The organism is Azospirillum formosense, assembly GCF_040500525.1.
GTDB lineage: Bacteria > Pseudomonadota > Alphaproteobacteria > Azospirillales > Azospirillaceae > Azospirillum > Azospirillum formosense_A.
In genome coordinates, this window is record NZ_CP159402.1 from 480,384 (window position 1) to 495,135 (window position 14,752).

At 68.8% G+C, this 14,752-nt stretch carries 12 protein-coding genes; 2 read left to right on the plus strand and 10 right to left on the minus strand.

Annotated features, from left to right (window positions below; genetic code table 11):
- Positions 1–17 precede the first annotated feature (17 nt).
- From ABVN73_RS02290 to ABVN73_RS02310, 5 genes are all read right to left on the minus strand, one after another.
- On the minus strand, positions 18–1,043 hold the full coding sequence (locus ABVN73_RS02290) for an aldo/keto reductase (RefSeq protein ID WP_353858752.1): 1,026 nt from the start codon (positions 1,041–1,043) through the stop codon (positions 18–20).
- A gap of 121 nt (positions 1,044–1,164) precedes the next feature.
- On the minus strand, positions 1,165–2,745 hold the full coding sequence (locus ABVN73_RS02295; RefSeq protein WP_353858753.1) for a gamma-glutamyltransferase: 1,581 nt from the start codon (positions 2,743–2,745) through the stop codon (positions 1,165–1,167).
- A 59-nt stretch (positions 2,746–2,804) separates the two neighbouring features.
- Positions 2,805–3,842 (minus strand): ABC transporter substrate-binding protein, encoded by a 1,038-nt coding sequence (locus ABVN73_RS02300; protein ID WP_353858754.1) that lies wholly within the window; start codon positions 3,840–3,842, stop codon positions 2,805–2,807.
- Positions 3,843–3,868: 26 nt separating this feature from the next.
- Positions 3,869–4,642, minus strand: a complete 774-nt coding sequence (locus tag ABVN73_RS02305; RefSeq protein ID WP_353858755.1) for an ABC transporter permease — start codon at positions 4,640–4,642, stop codon at positions 3,869–3,871.
- Positions 4,643–4,645: 3 nt separating this feature from the next.
- Positions 4,646–5,488: an ABC transporter ATP-binding protein gene (locus tag ABVN73_RS02310; RefSeq protein ID WP_353858756.1), complete on the minus strand. Its 843-nt coding sequence runs from the start codon at positions 5,486–5,488 to the stop codon at positions 4,646–4,648.
- A 233-nt stretch (positions 5,489–5,721) separates the two neighbouring features.
- Between ABVN73_RS02310 and ABVN73_RS02315 the strand changes: the two genes are divergently transcribed.
- Positions 5,722–6,426: a GntR family transcriptional regulator gene (locus ABVN73_RS02315; RefSeq protein ID WP_353858757.1), complete on the plus strand. Its 705-nt coding sequence runs from the start codon at positions 5,722–5,724 to the stop codon at positions 6,424–6,426.
- A gap of 30 nt (positions 6,427–6,456) precedes the next feature.
- Here the strand turns inward: ABVN73_RS02315 and ABVN73_RS02320 are convergent, their stop codons facing one another.
- Positions 6,457–6,846 (minus strand): nuclear transport factor 2 family protein, encoded by a 390-nt coding sequence (locus tag ABVN73_RS02320; protein ID WP_353858758.1) that lies wholly within the window; start codon positions 6,844–6,846, stop codon positions 6,457–6,459.
- 88 nt (positions 6,847–6,934) lie between these two features.
- Here ABVN73_RS02320 and ABVN73_RS02325 point away from each other — a divergent pair, with 88 nt between their 5' ends.
- Positions 6,935–8,170, plus strand: a complete 1,236-nt coding sequence (locus ABVN73_RS02325; protein WP_353858759.1) for an amidohydrolase family protein — start codon at positions 6,935–6,937, stop codon at positions 8,168–8,170.
- Between the two features lie 23 nt (positions 8,171–8,193).
- On the opposite strand, the gene mutL is transcribed toward ABVN73_RS02325, so the two are convergent.
- From mutL to pgi, 4 genes are all read right to left on the minus strand, one after another.
- The gene (gene mutL / locus ABVN73_RS02330; RefSeq protein ID WP_353858760.1) at positions 8,194–10,092 is read right to left on the minus strand and encodes a DNA mismatch repair endonuclease MutL; all 1,899 of its coding nucleotides are present in this window, start codon (positions 10,090–10,092) and stop codon (positions 8,194–8,196) included.
- Between the two features lie 80 nt (positions 10,093–10,172).
- Entirely contained in the window at positions 10,173–11,009 is an 837-nt protein-coding gene (locus ABVN73_RS02335; RefSeq protein ID WP_353858761.1) for a hypothetical protein, read from the minus strand.
- Positions 11,010–11,700: 691 nt separating this feature from the next.
- A complete protein-coding gene (locus ABVN73_RS02340; RefSeq protein ID WP_353858762.1) occupies positions 11,701–12,879 on the minus strand; it encodes a hypothetical protein in 1,179 nt (392 codons plus the stop codon).
- A gap of 211 nt (positions 12,880–13,090) precedes the next feature.
- Complete coding sequence (pgi, locus tag ABVN73_RS02345) at positions 13,091–14,734, minus strand: glucose-6-phosphate isomerase (protein WP_353858763.1); 1,644 nt, start codon at positions 14,732–14,734, stop codon at positions 13,091–13,093.
- Positions 14,735–14,752: the final 18 nt, after the last annotated feature.

Consider the following 14,752-nt stretch of genomic DNA (forward strand, 5'->3'; position numbering starts at 1 on the left):
GCCGGCATGCATTCGCTTTAGGTCCCGGCCGGCGCGGTGGTTCGCGCGGGACGGCCCTCGATGGGGTAGGCGGGGTCGTTGTAGCCGGGGGACGAGGGATGCCCGGTCGTCACCAGCCGGTCGACCAACGCCTCGTCCTCGGCGGTGAAGGCGTAATCCAGCGCGCCGAGGTAGGCGCGCCATTGCTCTTCCGTGCGCGGCCCGGCGATGGGGGCGGTCACAAGGCGGTTGTTGAGGACCCAGGCGACGGCGAACTGCCCCGGCGTGATGCCGCGCGCTTCGGCATGGCGCTTGATCTCCTGGGCGATCTCCAGGCTTTCCGGGCGCCATTCCGTGTTCATCATGCGCTTGTCCTTGCGGCCGGCGCGGCTGTCGGCGGAGGGCTCGTCCCCCGGGCGGTATTTGCCGGTGAGCACGCCGCGGGCGAGCGGGCTGTAGGGAACCACGCCCAGGCCGTAGTGACCGCAGGCGGGCAGGATCTCGACCTCCGGCATGCGGTTGAGCGCGTTGTAATAGGGCTGGCAGGCCACCGGCCGGTCGATGCCCAGGCGGTCGCACAGGCGGCAGATCTCGGCGATGCGCCAGGACCGAAAGTTCGACACGCCGAAGGCGCGGATTTTGCCGCTGCGGATCAGGTCGCCCAGCGCGGCGACGGTCTCCTCCAGCGGGGTGTCGGGGTCCTCGCGGTGCAGATAGTAAAGGTCGATCCACTCCGTGCCGAGCCGCCGGAGGCTCTCGTCGCAGGCCACATGCAGCCGGCGCCGCGAGAGGCCCCGCTGGTTCGGGCCGGGGCCCGTGGGATTGCCGACCTTGGTCGCCACCACCCAGCGCTCGCGGTCGCTCCTCACGGCGCGGCCGACGATCTCCTCCGACCGGCCTTCATTGTAGACGTCGGCGGTGTCGATGAAGTTGATGCCGGCCTCCGCGGCGTCCGCGATGATGCGCACGGCCGTCGGTTCGTCGGTGGGGCCGCCGAACATCATGGCGCCGAGGCACAGCGGCGACACCTTGACGCCGCTGCGGCCGAGCTTGCGGTAGTTCATCCTTGCCACCCTCCCGTTGTGCTGTCCTGGCCTGGGATGGTTCCCGTTGCCCCGTCATCGGGGCCGTCCGTCGTCCCGGGCAAACCGAGCTTAGCCGACTGTCCGGGAAACGGGGACCGGCTCATGCGGTGTTGGAGGACGAACGTGCCTGGGGTCGAAGCGCGTTGCCTTCGCCACGCGGGTCATGGGAGCCGGAAACGGGGCCTGCGCCGCCGAGGCGGATGGCCCCGGCCTGACCGAAGATCGGCGACAGGGCCGGCAGGGGCGCCACTTCATGCCCCAGGGCGGCGAGTTCCCCGATCGCGGCCTCGCCCAGGGACGCCTCGATCTTGAGGCTGTCGCGGCTGTCGGAAAACGTCCTTCCCAGCAGGAAGCGGGGCTGGGCAAGCGCCTCCCCGGGCGTCATGCCGTGGTCGATCAGGCCGGTGAGGAGCACGGCAAGGGTCTGCGGCTGGCCGTCCGCACCTTGGGTGCCGTAGAGCAGGTGGGGCTTGCCATCCCTGAGGGCGATGCCGGGGTTCAGGGTGTAGAAGGGCCGCTTGCCCGGCTTGATCCCGTTGCGGTCGCCGGGAACGGTCGAGAACGCCGCGCCGCGGTTCTGCCAGAGGACGCCGGTGTCGCCGACCAGGACGCCGCTGCCCCAGTCGAAGTAGGTGCTCTGCAGAACGCTGGCGCAGCGCCCCTGCTCGTCGGTCGCGGCGAAGAAGACCGTGTCGCCATGGCGGTAGGGGTGGGGCCAGTCCAGCGCGCGCGCCGGATCGATGGCCGAGGCCTTGCCGGCCAGACGCTGCGGGTCGAGGACGTCCCAGGGCGGTGGCTCGGAGCCGTCGGGGTCGGCGATGAGCGGCCGATCCAGGAAGGCCTGCTTCACCGCCTCGATCAGCAGATGGTAACGGAGCGGGCTGGCGGGGGGCAGGGCCGCCAGGTCGAAGTGGGAGAGCACGCCCATGATCGCCAGCGTGGACAGCCCCTGCGTCGGCGCCGGCGGGGCCAGCAGGGTCAGCCCGCGATAATCCAGGCTGACCGGAGCCTCCTCCCGCGTGCGGGTGGCGGCCAGATCCGCGGCGCGGAGAGGGGAGCCTGCGGCGGCCAACCCCTCGGCCAGCTGCCGTCCGAGCCGCCCGTCATAGAAGGACCGATGGCCGTCCTCGGCCAGCAGGGAGAGGCTGCGGGCGAGACCGGGCTGCTTGAAGGGTTCGCCGGGGACGGCGTTGAAATGGTCTGTGAAGCGTCCCCAGTGCGGGATCTCGTCGCGCCGGAAATCGTACCAGAACCGTTGCGAGCGGGTGGGGACGTAGCCGTCCCGGGCCAGGGCGATGGCGGGCGCGATGAGGTCGGCGAAGGGGTGGGTGCCGCCCCATTGACCGGCGCTGTGGGCAAGCGCACGCCCCCAACTGTCGACCGCGCAGGCCGAGGTGACGGTGGAGGCGGGGCCGCGCAGGGGGATCGCGGCATCATAGGCGGGAAGCTGGTTCGCCGCCTGCCCGATGCCGAGGAAGCAGCGCTGCCGACCCTGCCGGTCCGCCACCAGCCAGATGGCGTCGCCGCCGATCCCGCAGAAATGCGGCATGACGACGGACAGGCTGGCGGCGATGGCGACCGCCGCTTCGATGGCGGTGCCGCCCTTCGCCAGGACGGCGGCTCCGGCCTCGGATGCCAGGGGGTGCGGGCTGGTGACCATTCCCGGCCGGGCGACGTCCATCTCTTTCCCCCATGCGCGCAGCCCGGCCGCTGTTCCGGCCGGGCTGCGTCCTGCTGCGATCAGTTGGTCTTGTAGGCGAGCTTGCGGTCGGCCGCCGGCGGCAGGAACTGGCGGGTGAAGACCTGCTCCGGCTTGGGCGTGGCGGTCAGCTGGTAGCCTTCGACCATGAGGCCGATGGAGCGGGCGAGGCGCGCGTCGTCCACGTCGCCAAGGCCGAGCCGGTCGACTTCGGGCGACAGGATGAGCTGCTCGTAGGAGAACTTCATGCGGGCGCGTTCAAGCTCTTCCTTGGCCAGATTGTCGTAGGCAAGGACCGCCTTCACCCCGGCCTCGGCATCCGCGCCGATCTCCACCGCCGCCTTGTTGACCGCGCGGACGAGGCCGGCCACGGCGTCCGGGTTCTCCTTGATCAGCTTCTGGGAGACCATCATGCCGTTGGAATAGAGGTCGAGGCCGAACTCGCCGAACAGCAGCCAGTTGTAATCCTTGGCGGGGTCCTGGCGGTTGTTGATCAGGTTGAACCAGCTGGTGATGTTGAAGACCAGGGCGCCGTCGATGTCGCCCTTGATCAGCATCGGCTCCTGCAGGTTCGGCCCCATGTTCTCGATGGCGACCTTGCCCATGTCGACCTTGTTGAGCGTGCCGAGCACGCTGACGAGGCGGGTGGTCGGGGTGCCCTGGGCGCCGCCCAGCTTCTTGCCGACGAGATCGGCGGGCTTGGTGATGTTGGTCGCCTTCTTCGAGACGATCGCGAAAGGCGGCTTGTTCCAGAGCTGGTAGACCATGACCGGCACCTCGCCGGGGCGGGTCGCCGCGTTCTGGATGATGGCGTTGATGTCACCGAACCCGGCGTCGTAGGCGCCCGACATGATGCGGGTCACGGTGGCCGCCGACCCCTCGCCCTGGTCGATCGTGACGTTCAACCCTTCGGCCTTGAAGTAGCCCTTCTGCTGCGCCAGCAGGAAGGGCGCGTCGGAGCCCTGGGTCTTCCAGCCGAGCGTGAACTTGATGTTGGTTTCGGCCAACGCCGGCCCGCTCAGGCCCGGCCCACTTAGACAAAGGCCGAGCGCAAGCGTCGAGAGAAGCGTTTTCAGCATGGAAGGCTCCGTTTCGGGATGAAGGGTCAGGCGGAGGCAAAGCCCTGGCGGCGGGTGGCCCAGCCGGTGACGCGCGCCTCGACGAGCGAGAAGGCGACGTAGAGCAGGATGCCGAGGGCGGCGAGCAGGAAGAGGCCGGCGAAGACCAGCGGCACGTCGAAGTTCGAGGAGGCCGTCATCATCACGTTGCCGATGCCCTTGTTGGAGGCGACGGTTTCGGACAGCACGCTGCCGACGAAGGCGAAGGTGACGGCGATCTTCAGCGAGGCGAAGAAGAAGGGCATGGTGCGGGGCAGCCCGACGTTCCAGAGGATGTCGAGCTTGCTGGCGCCGAGCGACTTCAGGACGTCCTCCAGCTCCGGCTCGGTGGTGGCGAGGCCGGTCGCGATGTTGACGACGATCGGGAAGAAGCACATGGCGAGCGCGGTGAGGATGGCCGGCGTCGCCCCCGATCCGAACCACAGCACGAAGATCGGCACCACCGCGACCTTGGGGATCGAGGAGAAGCCGATCAGCAGGGGATAGACCGTGTCGTAGGCGGTGCGGGAGACGCCGATGGCCGCCCCGATGATCACCCCGACGGTGACCCCCAGGATGAAGCCGATCATCGTGGTCCAGAGGGTCTGCAGAACATGCGGCCAGAGGATGCCGAGGCGGTCGACCAGCGTCGCGAAGACCTGGCTTGGGCGGGGAAGGACCAGATCGGAGACCTGGAGGGCGAGGCAGAGGAATTCCCAGGCCGCGAAGAAGCCGAGGATGAGGAGGACGGCCCAGAGGCGACGGCGCAGTTCGTAGCTCATGGCTCAGGCTCCGCGGATGGCGGTGTCGGTGCGCGCGTCGATGATGAGGTCGCGCAGGCGCTGGTTGAGGGCGACGAAATCGGCGTCGAAGGTCATCTGGATCGTGCGCGGGCGGGGGAAGTCGACGGCGCTGTCGTCGATGATGCGGCCGGGGCGGGCGCTCATCACGCAGACGCGCGAGGCGAGGAAGCCCGCCTCCTTCAGGTCGTGGGTGATGAGCAGGACCGTCGGCTTGCGCTTCAGCCACAGGGACTGCATCGTCCCCCACAGCTCCTCGCGGGTGAACTGGTCGAGGGCGCCGAACGGCTCGTCGAGCAGAAGCAGGCTCGGTTCATGGACGAGGGCGCGGCAGAGGTTCGCGCGCTGCAGCATCCCGCCCGACAGCTGCCAGGGATAATGGCCGGCGAATTTGTCGAGCCCGACGTCGGCCAGCAGCGCGTGCACCCGGTCGCGATACTCCGTCTTGCGCTTGGCGCGGTAGTCGGAGCGGAAGGGCCGCACGATCTTCAGCGGCAGCATGACGTTCCGCTCGATGGTCAGCCAGGGCAGCATGGTCGGATTCTGGAAGGCCATGCCGATGCGCAGGGCCTTGGCCCCCACCTCGCGCCCGCCGACGAGGACGGCGCCCCGGGTGGGCTGCAGCAAGCCGGCCGTCAGCCGCAGGATCGTGGACTTCCCGCAGCCCGAAGGACCGACCAGGGCGACGAATTCGCCTGCGGCGATCCGAAGGTTCGTCTCCTGCAGGGCGGCGACCGACTTGCCCGGCGTGCCGAACGAGACGGCGGCCTGGGAAAGCTCGACGGCGATGGACGAACGGCCTTGCTGGATGGCTTGGGATGGGGACATGCGGCGCACCTCGTGACGGACTGACGAACTGTATGCAACTGGTGCGCCAGTCTCCGGGGTGCGCCGGGCCCCGCGTCCGGAATGACGGGTGTTTGGCGAGGAAAAGTGTGTACAATCGCTGCATGCACCGCATTTGTGCAGGGTGCTGAGGCTGTTGCATCCAAATGCGGCACTTGGCGAGTTGAATTCGCGCCCGACCTCGCTTATGCAGAGCGGGATTGGAGAGGGCGGTGATGGCCGAGGAAAAGCGTTCGAGGAAAGCCGGTGGCGACCGTGTCGCGGTGATCTGCACGGCCTTGCGGCGGGCGATCATCGAACGGGCGCTTTTGCCGGGAGACCGCTTGCCGGAGGACTCGCTGGGCGAACGCTTCGGCGTCAGCCGGACCATCGCCCGCAGCGCGCTCGGGCAGCTGGCGGCGGAGGGCCTCGTCGATCTGCGCCGGAACCGCATCGCCGTGGTCGCCGTGCCGTCCTTCGAGGACGCGCGGGACATCTTCGACATCCGGGTCGATCTCGAGCGTCAGGTCGTCCGGCATCTGGCCGGCAAGCTGACCGAGGCCCAGGTGAAACAGCTGACGGCCATCGTCGACGCCGAACATCAGGCGCGGCACGGCGCCGAGGGGATTTCGATCCGCCTGGCGACGGAATTCCATGTCCGGCTGGCGGAGATGACCGGCAAGCCCGTTCTGATCCGCTATGTGACGGAGATCTGCTACCGCGCGGGGCTGTCGCTGGCCGTCTTCAGCCGGCCCCATTCGTCCGAATGCGCGGTCAATGAGCATCTGGAACTGATCGAGGCGATCCGGACCGGCCCCGCCGACAAGGCCTGCGCCCTGATGGACGAGCATTTGGAGGCCGTGGCCTCGCGCGCGCTTCTGCAAAGCTCGGGCACCAGGAGCCGCGACCTCATGGACATCCTGGCGCCCTACACGGAGTAGGGGCGCCGGGATGTCCGAGGCGCATTCAGGTCAGCGGGCGCAGGAGGGGTCGAGGATCCATTCGGCGCTGTCGTTCCAGACGTCGGTTTCGACGATCAGCCCGTCCCGAACCACGAAGCGGTCGACGTAGCGGTTGTTGTCGAAGGGCGTGCCGTCCGGCCAGGCGCCGTACAGGCAGCCGAGGCTGTAAACGATGGTTTCCGTCTCGCCCGGCACCACGTCGTAGCGCTCGATCCGCTTCTTCACCCACTTGTAGCGGGCGGCGTTGAAGCCGGTCGGCCCGCTCGGCGTGTCGAAAACGCGATTCCCGGTGAAGCGGCAGACGAAGCCGGGCGCCACATGTTTTGCCGCGCGCACGGGATCGGGCGCCATGGAGGCGTCCAGGTAGTCCTTCACGGCCTGCAGATCGCGTTCGGTCATCTCATTCATTCGGACCTCCGTAAGTGTCGCCACATTGGTATCAAAAGTGCATACGATTTTTCCATGCAAACGATACGCCGGATGTGAGATGCCGCAGAACCCGAATTTCGATCTTCTCCTGCGCAACGCCCGCCTGAGCGGCGGGCGGGGCCCGCAGGACATCGCGGTCCGTCAGGGACGGATCGCCGCCATCGGCCCCGGCCTCGCCGGCACCGCCGCCCTCGAGGAGGACGCCGGCGGGCGTGTCGTCCTGCCGGGGCTGGTCGACACGCACATTCATCTCGACAAATCCTGCCTGCTCTGCCGGTGCCGCGACGCCGGCGGCGGCCTCAAGGGCGCGATCGCCGCGGTGTCCCGCCTGAAGAGGGATTTCACGACCGAGGACGTCTACGAGCGCGGAGCCCGCACCCTGGAGCGCGCGATCACGCAGGGCACCATGTTCATGCGGGCCCATGTGGAACTCGATCCGCTGGTCGGCCTGCGCAGTTTCGAGGCCATGAAGCGGCTCCGGCGGGATTATGCCTTCGCCATCGACCTGTCGATCTGCGTCTTCCCGCAGGAGGGGATGACCCACGATCCGGCGGTCGAGGGGTTGCTGGCCCAGGCGCTGGCGGAGGGGGCCGATCTCCTGGGCGGCTGCCCCTACACCGATGCCGATCCGTCCCTGCAGATGGAGAGGATCTTCGCCCTGGCGGTGGCGCACGACGTCGATCTCGATTTCCATCTGGATTTCGACCTCGACCCCAGCTGGTCCCATCTCGAGGAGATTTGCCGGCGGACGGTGGCGGCGGGCTGGCAGGGGCGGGTCGCCGTCGGCCACGCCACCAAGCTCGCGGCCATCGACGAGGCCGCTCTTGAGCGGATGATCGCGCTCCTCGCCGATGCCGGCGTGGGCGTGACGGCCTTGCCCGCGACGGATCTCTATCTCAACGGGCGCGACGTCAACCATCGGGCCCCGCGCGGGGTGGCGCCGGTCCATCGGCTGGCGGACGGCGGCGTGACCGTCTCGGTCGCGACCAACAACGTCCTGAATCCCTTCACGCCCTTCGGCGACGGCTCGCTGATCCGGATGGGCAATCTTTATGCGAACCTCATGCATCTGGGGCCCGAACGCTTTGGCGGCTGCCTCGACATGATCTCGACCGGGGCCGCCCGGCTGATGCGGATTGCCGACTATGGCATCGCGGTCGGCGGACGGGCGGACATGATCGTTCTCGACGCCGATGACGAGGTCGACGCCTTCGGCGGCATCGCCGCGCCCCTCATGGGGTTCAAGCGCGGCCGCAAGAGCTTTGTTCGACCGGCGGCGATGCTGATGAGATAGAGGGCGCCCCGGTCAAAGACGCCTCACCGGCGCCCGAACAGCCGTTCGATGTCCGACAGCTTCAGCTCCACATAGGTGGGGCGGCCGTGGTTGCATTGGCCGCTGTGGGGGGTGGCCTCCATCTGGCGCAGCAGGGCGTTCATCTCGTCCACGCTCAGGCTGCGCCCGGCGCGGACGGAGCCGTGACAGGCCATGGTGCCGCACACCTGCTCCAGCCGCTCCCTCAGCGACAGAGCGTCGCCCAGCTCCGCCAGCTCCTCGGCGAGGTCGCGGACGAGGCTCTTGACGTCACTCTGGCCCAGCAGCGCCGGAACCTCGCGCACCAGGACGCAGCCGGGACCGAAGCCCTCCACCGCAAGGCCCAGCTCCGCCAGCTCCGCGGCGCGGCCGAGCAGGCGGTTGGCCGACGGTTCGTCCAATTCCACCAGCTCCGGGATCAGCAGGGCCTGCCGCTTCACGCCGCCTTCCAAGAGAGCGGTCTTCATGCGTTCATAGACCAGCCGCTCATGGGCGGCGTGCTGGTCGACGATGACGATGCCCTCGCGGGTCTGGGCGACGATGTAGGTGTTGTGGACCTGGGCGCGGGCCGCACCCAGCGGGTGGCTGTCCAGCGGCGGAGCGGCCGCCGCCTGCGCCGCGTAGTCCGGCGGGCGAGCGGCGGGCGCGGCCTGCCAGCCGGCGAGGCGGCCCTGCAACGGGGGAAGCGGCGCTTGGTGGGGCGCCTGAAAGGCGGTCGCCCGGTCGGCCAGCCCCCGCGGCACGACGGAGCCGTAGCTGCCGCCCCAGGACTGCGCCGTCTGGTGCCCCGGGCTGCGGTAGGGCAGGGGGGAGGGCGGCGGGATGGCTCCGTCCGCGTCCATCGCGCTGTTCTCCGGGCGCAGCGCGCCCAGTGTCGCCAGCCCCACGGTGGTCGAGGCGCGGTGCCCGGCCTCGGCCAGCGCGTGCTTGAGCGCGCCGACGATCAGCCCGCGCACCAGGCCCTGGTCGCGGAACCGCACCTCCGCCTTGGCGGGGTGGACGTTCACGTCCACCTCCTGCGGGTCGAGGTCGAGGAACAGCGCGAGCATGGGGTGGCGGTCGCGCGGCAGGAAATCGGCGTAGGCCGCCCGCACCGCGCCGACCATCAGCTTGTCCCGCACCGGGCGGCCGTTGACGAACAGATGCTGGTGCCGGGCCGTGGGGCGGTGCAGGGTTGGCAGGCCGATCCAGCCGGCGAGCGTCACCCCCTCGCGCGCCGCCTGCACCGGCACCGCGTTGTCCTGGAAATCGCGGCCCATCAGCGCGCCCAGCCGGGTCAGCCGGGCGTCGAGCAGGTCGCCCTGCGCCGCCGACAAACGCAGCGGGGAGCGGTTGTCGCCGTCCAGCGTGAAGGCCACGCCGGGGTGGGCCATGGCCAGCCGTTCGATGCAGTCGCCGATGTGGTCGAACTCGGTGCGCGCGGCCTTGAGGAACTTCAGGCGGGCCGGCACGGCGGCGAACAGGTCGCGCACCTCCACGCGGGTGCCCTGGGCGAGCGCGGCGGGCTGCGGCGATCCCTTCAGGCCGGCGTCCACGGTCAGCGCCCAGGCGCTGTCGGCGCCGCGCGGGCGGCTGGTCAGGGTCAGGCGGCTGACCGCCCCGATGGAGGGCAGAGCCTCTCCGCGGAAGCCCAGCGAGCGGATGTCCAGAAGGTCGTCGGACGGCAGCTTGGAGGTGGCGTGCCGCTCGACGGCGAGGGCCAGCTCGTCCGGCCCCATGCCGCAGCCGTCGTCGGTGATGGTGATGAGCGATTTGCCGCCGTCGCGCACCACGACGTCGATGCGGGTGGCCCCGGCGTCGATGGCGTTCTCCACCAGTTCCTTGACGGCGGCGGCGGGCCGCTCGATCACTTCACCGGCGGCGATTCGGTTGACGAGCGTGTCGGGCAGCATACGGATCGGCATGCGCCAAATATAGTAGGCTTACGCCGGGAATGCCACCATGAGCGGGGCGTGAGCGGCGGGCCGGCCCGGCGCCGTCAGGCTCAGGCCGAAAGGCCCTTCAGTCCTTTCAGCAGGCCGGCGGCCAGATCGGTGGCGATGTCGTCCATGCCGACCGAACGGACCGAGGCGAGGACGCGCGCGTTCGGACCCTGGTCCCCGTCGGTGACCGCCCACAGGCGGGCGCCCTGGCCTGGCCGGGTGTCGGTGAGGCGTCCCAGCGCTCCCCCCTTGATGGCGCCGAGCAGCGGGCCGCTGCGGTCGTTCCCCTCCGTCAGCGCGATCATGCGCAACGACCCGTCCTTCCCGCCGGACAAGGCGTCGACGCCGAGCCGGTCGAAGACGACCTGCAACTCCCTGCCGCTGTTGGGCATGCCGATGCCGATCACGCCGGCTTCCTCGTTGGCGCTCTCCTCGGATGGGTCCTGTCCCCCAGCGGCGCGCAGCGCGTCCGGCATCTCGGGCTTGCTGAGGCCGTTCTTCGCGGCCAGCCGGTCGAGCAGGCTGTTGGCCGCACCGCCCAGGAAAACGGGCTGGTCCTCGGGAAGGTTGAGCGCCTGCCGCAGCATGCCCATCGCCTGCCGCATGTAATCGGCCCGCTTGAGTTCGTGGTCGCGGCGGGCCATCACGGCGTCCATGCCCGCCGCCACCGGGTCCTTGGCCGCCGTGTCGTCGGCCTTGGGCGCGGCGAAGGCGATGACGCCGGTCTTCATGGCCCGGAGCGCGTCGGGCGACAGGCTGACCGTGTCCACCGTGCCGTTGCGGCTGATCGCGGGCGCGGCGCCCGCCGAAGCGGAAGCGTCGGATCCCCTGGCCGGGGTGGGCCTGGCGCCCACGCCGAAGGTGGCGGGCGTTCCGCCGGTAATGTCGGTGACGGACATGCGCGCTTTTCCCCGCTTTCGATGGCACGGCCTGGGCTGCATCCCGAGGTGGTGATCGATGATGTCGCCTGCGGTTTCGGTTGTCCATGCGACGGAACGGCTTGGCCGGGCGACGGGTGCCCGGTCCATTCCCGCTCCCTGGAGAACGGGCTGGGGGGCAGCTCGGCTTCGCCCCGACAGCGGCGGTCACATTGCCGTGGGCGGAGGCGGGCCTTGTCCTCGGACCGCTCCGCCGTCCCGTGCCGCCATGGCGAAACGGGAAGGGCGAAACGGGAAGGGCCGGGGGCGGTCACGCCGGGCCGGTCTTGTCGGCGGGGTGGCCGTCCTCCTGCGTTTCCGGCTCGCCGGGGGTGGCGGGGCAGCTGGCGCGGGACGGGCCGGTGACGACGTCGAAATCGAAATCGGACATGATGGGACCTCCGGTTGGTAAGGGAGGCCGCCGTGACCGTCAGGAGGATTTTGCGTGCACCGCGTGCTGAAAACACAAAAGCCGCCTCTGGTCGGGCGGCTTTGGGTGCATCGTGGGTGTGCGATACCTAGGCCGCCGGTATGTACCAGCGGTACCAAAATCGCCCCAGGAGGGCGGGAGAGGTGAGGCGCACGGGGTTCATGACCTGAACCCTACGCCGGATCGCCGCGCCGCACAAGGGCTTCCTGCGGGGTGTCGGCCGGCGCCTCGGTCAGGGCGGCGTCAGGCGACCGCCTCGCTGATGTCGTCGTACAGCTCCTCCGCGGCTTGGGCGGCGCCCCAGGCGATCTCCACGATCTTGTCGGCTTGGGCGGACAGATCGGTGAAGGAGAGGCCGAGGTCGAGCAGGACGAGGGACTTGTCGAAGACCTTCAGCCAGCCCGGCTTGCCCTTCTCCAGCAGCTCCAGCGCATCGTCCATCCGGGTCGCCCATTCGCGGCCTTCGTTGATCATCTCCTGCTTGGCGACGATCTTGACGATCAGGTCGTTGATCTGCTCCTCCAGCTTGGGCAGTGCCGCGGCCAGCGTCTTGTTGTTCTTGGCGACGGTCTTCATGTCCTTCATGGCCCGGTCGAGCTTGGACATCACCTTGCCGAGTTCCCGCGATATTTCGTGGGACTTCACGTCCACGCCGTCGAGCTTGCTCAAATACTGCTTGATGTCGCCGCGGCACTTCCCGATTGTGCCGAGTTCGGTGCCGAAGACCGCGTTGATGACCTCCTTCGCGGAGTCGGAGCTGTTGCGGGCCACCGACTTCTTCGCGTTGTAGGCCTTGACGAGCTTGGTGACCTGCCCGTTGATCGCCGTGCGGAACTTCTCGGCGGACAGCCAGAGCTTGACGAGGTCCTTGAACAGCCCGAGGCAGCTCTTGACCATGCCGTAGATGCCGATGACCGCGGACACCCCGCCGGTCGCCACGGCCCCGCCGATCCCGGCGGCGGAGATCGCCACGCCGCCGATCTGGAGGCCGACATGGACGGCGGCCCGCCACTTGTACTTGCTGTAGTCCTTGTTGGTCTTGATAATCTGCGCCCACGCCTTCTTGACGTTGGCGTCCACCTCCTTGGTCAGGTTGGACGCCTTCATCTTGAGACCGGCGTAGCAGACGTCCGCCGCGGCCTTCTGCATGGTGGGATCGCCGACCAGACGGCCGATCACCTTGTCCGTCTTGACGACTTCGGCGACCGCCTCGGCGATGAAGTCCTTGTAGGCCGAGGAGGCGGCGTCCTGGAGCTTCTGCCAGGACAGCGGATCGTCCTGGAGTTTCTCGATGAACTCCTTATCGAACTCGACGCCGATCCCGATGTTCAGCTTGCCGTTGCCGAAGGTGATGTTCTTCGGCTTGGCTTCCGCCAGGATGGCCTTGGCGGCGTTGACCTCAATGAATTTCAGGATGGGCATCAGCGTCTCCACGCGCGCAGGGGCTTCCGAAGCGGTCCGGGGAAGCGTGGCGGTGGGGGATTGCTGGCGCTACAAGCGATTGCACCAAATTGGCGGAGCGGAGGGCGCGGCGCCCGCATGGACGCCGCAATGTCCATCCAACCTGACCTCATCCCGCTGGGGTGAGGTCAGGTTGGACAGGAGGGTTTCCGGGCGACGGGGGAGCGGAGGATCAGCGGTGCTTGCGGTACCAGCCGATCAGACCGTTGGTCGAGCTGTCGTGCCCCAGCGCGGCGGTCGGGCCGTTCTGGAGTTCGGGCAGGATCTTGCCGGCCAACTGCTTGCCCAGCTCCACGCCCCACTGGTCGAAGCTGTTGATGTTCCACACGATGCCTTGGACGAACACCTTGTGCTCGTACAGAGCGATCAGGGCGCCCAGCGTGCGCGGATCGAGCTTCTTGAACAGGATGCTGTTGGACGGCTTGTTGCCCTCGAACACGCGGTGGGGGACCAGCGGCTCGACGGCCTCGGCCGGCTTGCCGGACTTGGCCATCTCGGCGCGCACCTCGTCGGCGGTCTTGCCGCGCATCAGGGCTTCCGGCTGGGCGAAGAAGTTCGACAGCAGGATGCGGTGGTGGTCGCCAATGGGGTTGTGGGTCTCCGCCGGGGCCAGGAAGTCGGCGGGGACCAGCTCCGTCCCCTGGTGGATGAGCTGATAGAAGGCATGCTGGCCGTTGGTGCCCGGCTCGCCGAAGACCACCGGGCCGGTGGCGTAGTCCACCCGCGCGCCCTGCCGGTCCACCGACTTGCCGTTGCTCTCCATGTCCAACTGCTGGAGATAGGCGGGGAAGCGGTGCATGTACTGGTCGTAGGGCAGCACGGCGTGGGATTTGGCGCCCCAGAAATTCACGTACCAGACGCCCAGCATCGCCATCAGCACCGGCATGTTGCGCTCCAGCGGCGCGGTGCGGAAATGCTCGTCCATGTCGTGGGCGCCGGCCAGCAGCTCGGTGAAGCGGTCCATGCCGATGCCGAGCGCGATGGACAGCCCGATCGCCGACCACAGCGAATAGCGCCCGCCGACCCAGTCCCAGAAGCCGAACATGTTGGCCGGGTCGATGCCGAACTTGCGCACCTCCGCCTCGTTGGTGGAGACGGCGACGAAATGCTTGGCGACATGGGCGGGGTCGCCGGCGCTCTCCAGGAACCAGCGCCGCGCGGTGTGGGCGTTGGTCAGCGTCTCCTGGGTGGTGAAGGTCTTGGACGCGATGACGAACAGCGTCGTCTCCGGGTCCAGCCATTCCAGCGTCTCGCTGATGTGGGTGCCGTCGACGTTGGAGACGAAATGCACGCCGATCTGCGGGTGCAGGTAGGGAGTCAGCGCCTCGGTCACCATCACCGGGCCGAGGTCGGACCCGCCGATGCCGATGTTGACGATGTCGGTGATCGGGTGGCCGGTGTAGCCGGTCCAGGCGCCATCGCGGACCTGCCGGACGAAGCGCTCCATCCGGTGCAGGACGGCGTTCACCTCCGGCATCACGTCCTGGCCGTCCACCGGCACCGGGCGGTTGGAGCGGTTGCGCAGGGCGGTGTGCAGGACGGCGCGGTCCTCGGTGATGTTGATCCTCTCCCCGGCGAACATGCGGTCGCGCCAGCCTTCCACGTCCTGCTGGCGGGCAAGGTCGAGCAGAAGCGTCCGGGTCTCCTCCGTGATGCGATTCTTCGAATAATCGAACAGCAGGCCGCAGGCTTCCAGGGAGAAGCGGTTGAAGCGGTCGGCGTCGGCGGCGAACAGGTCGCGCATGTGGAGGGCCGAAACGTCCTGGCGGTGACGGGCCAGGGCTTCCCAGGCGGGCGAACGGGTGAGCGCTGACATTGGGATTTTGCCTCCTTC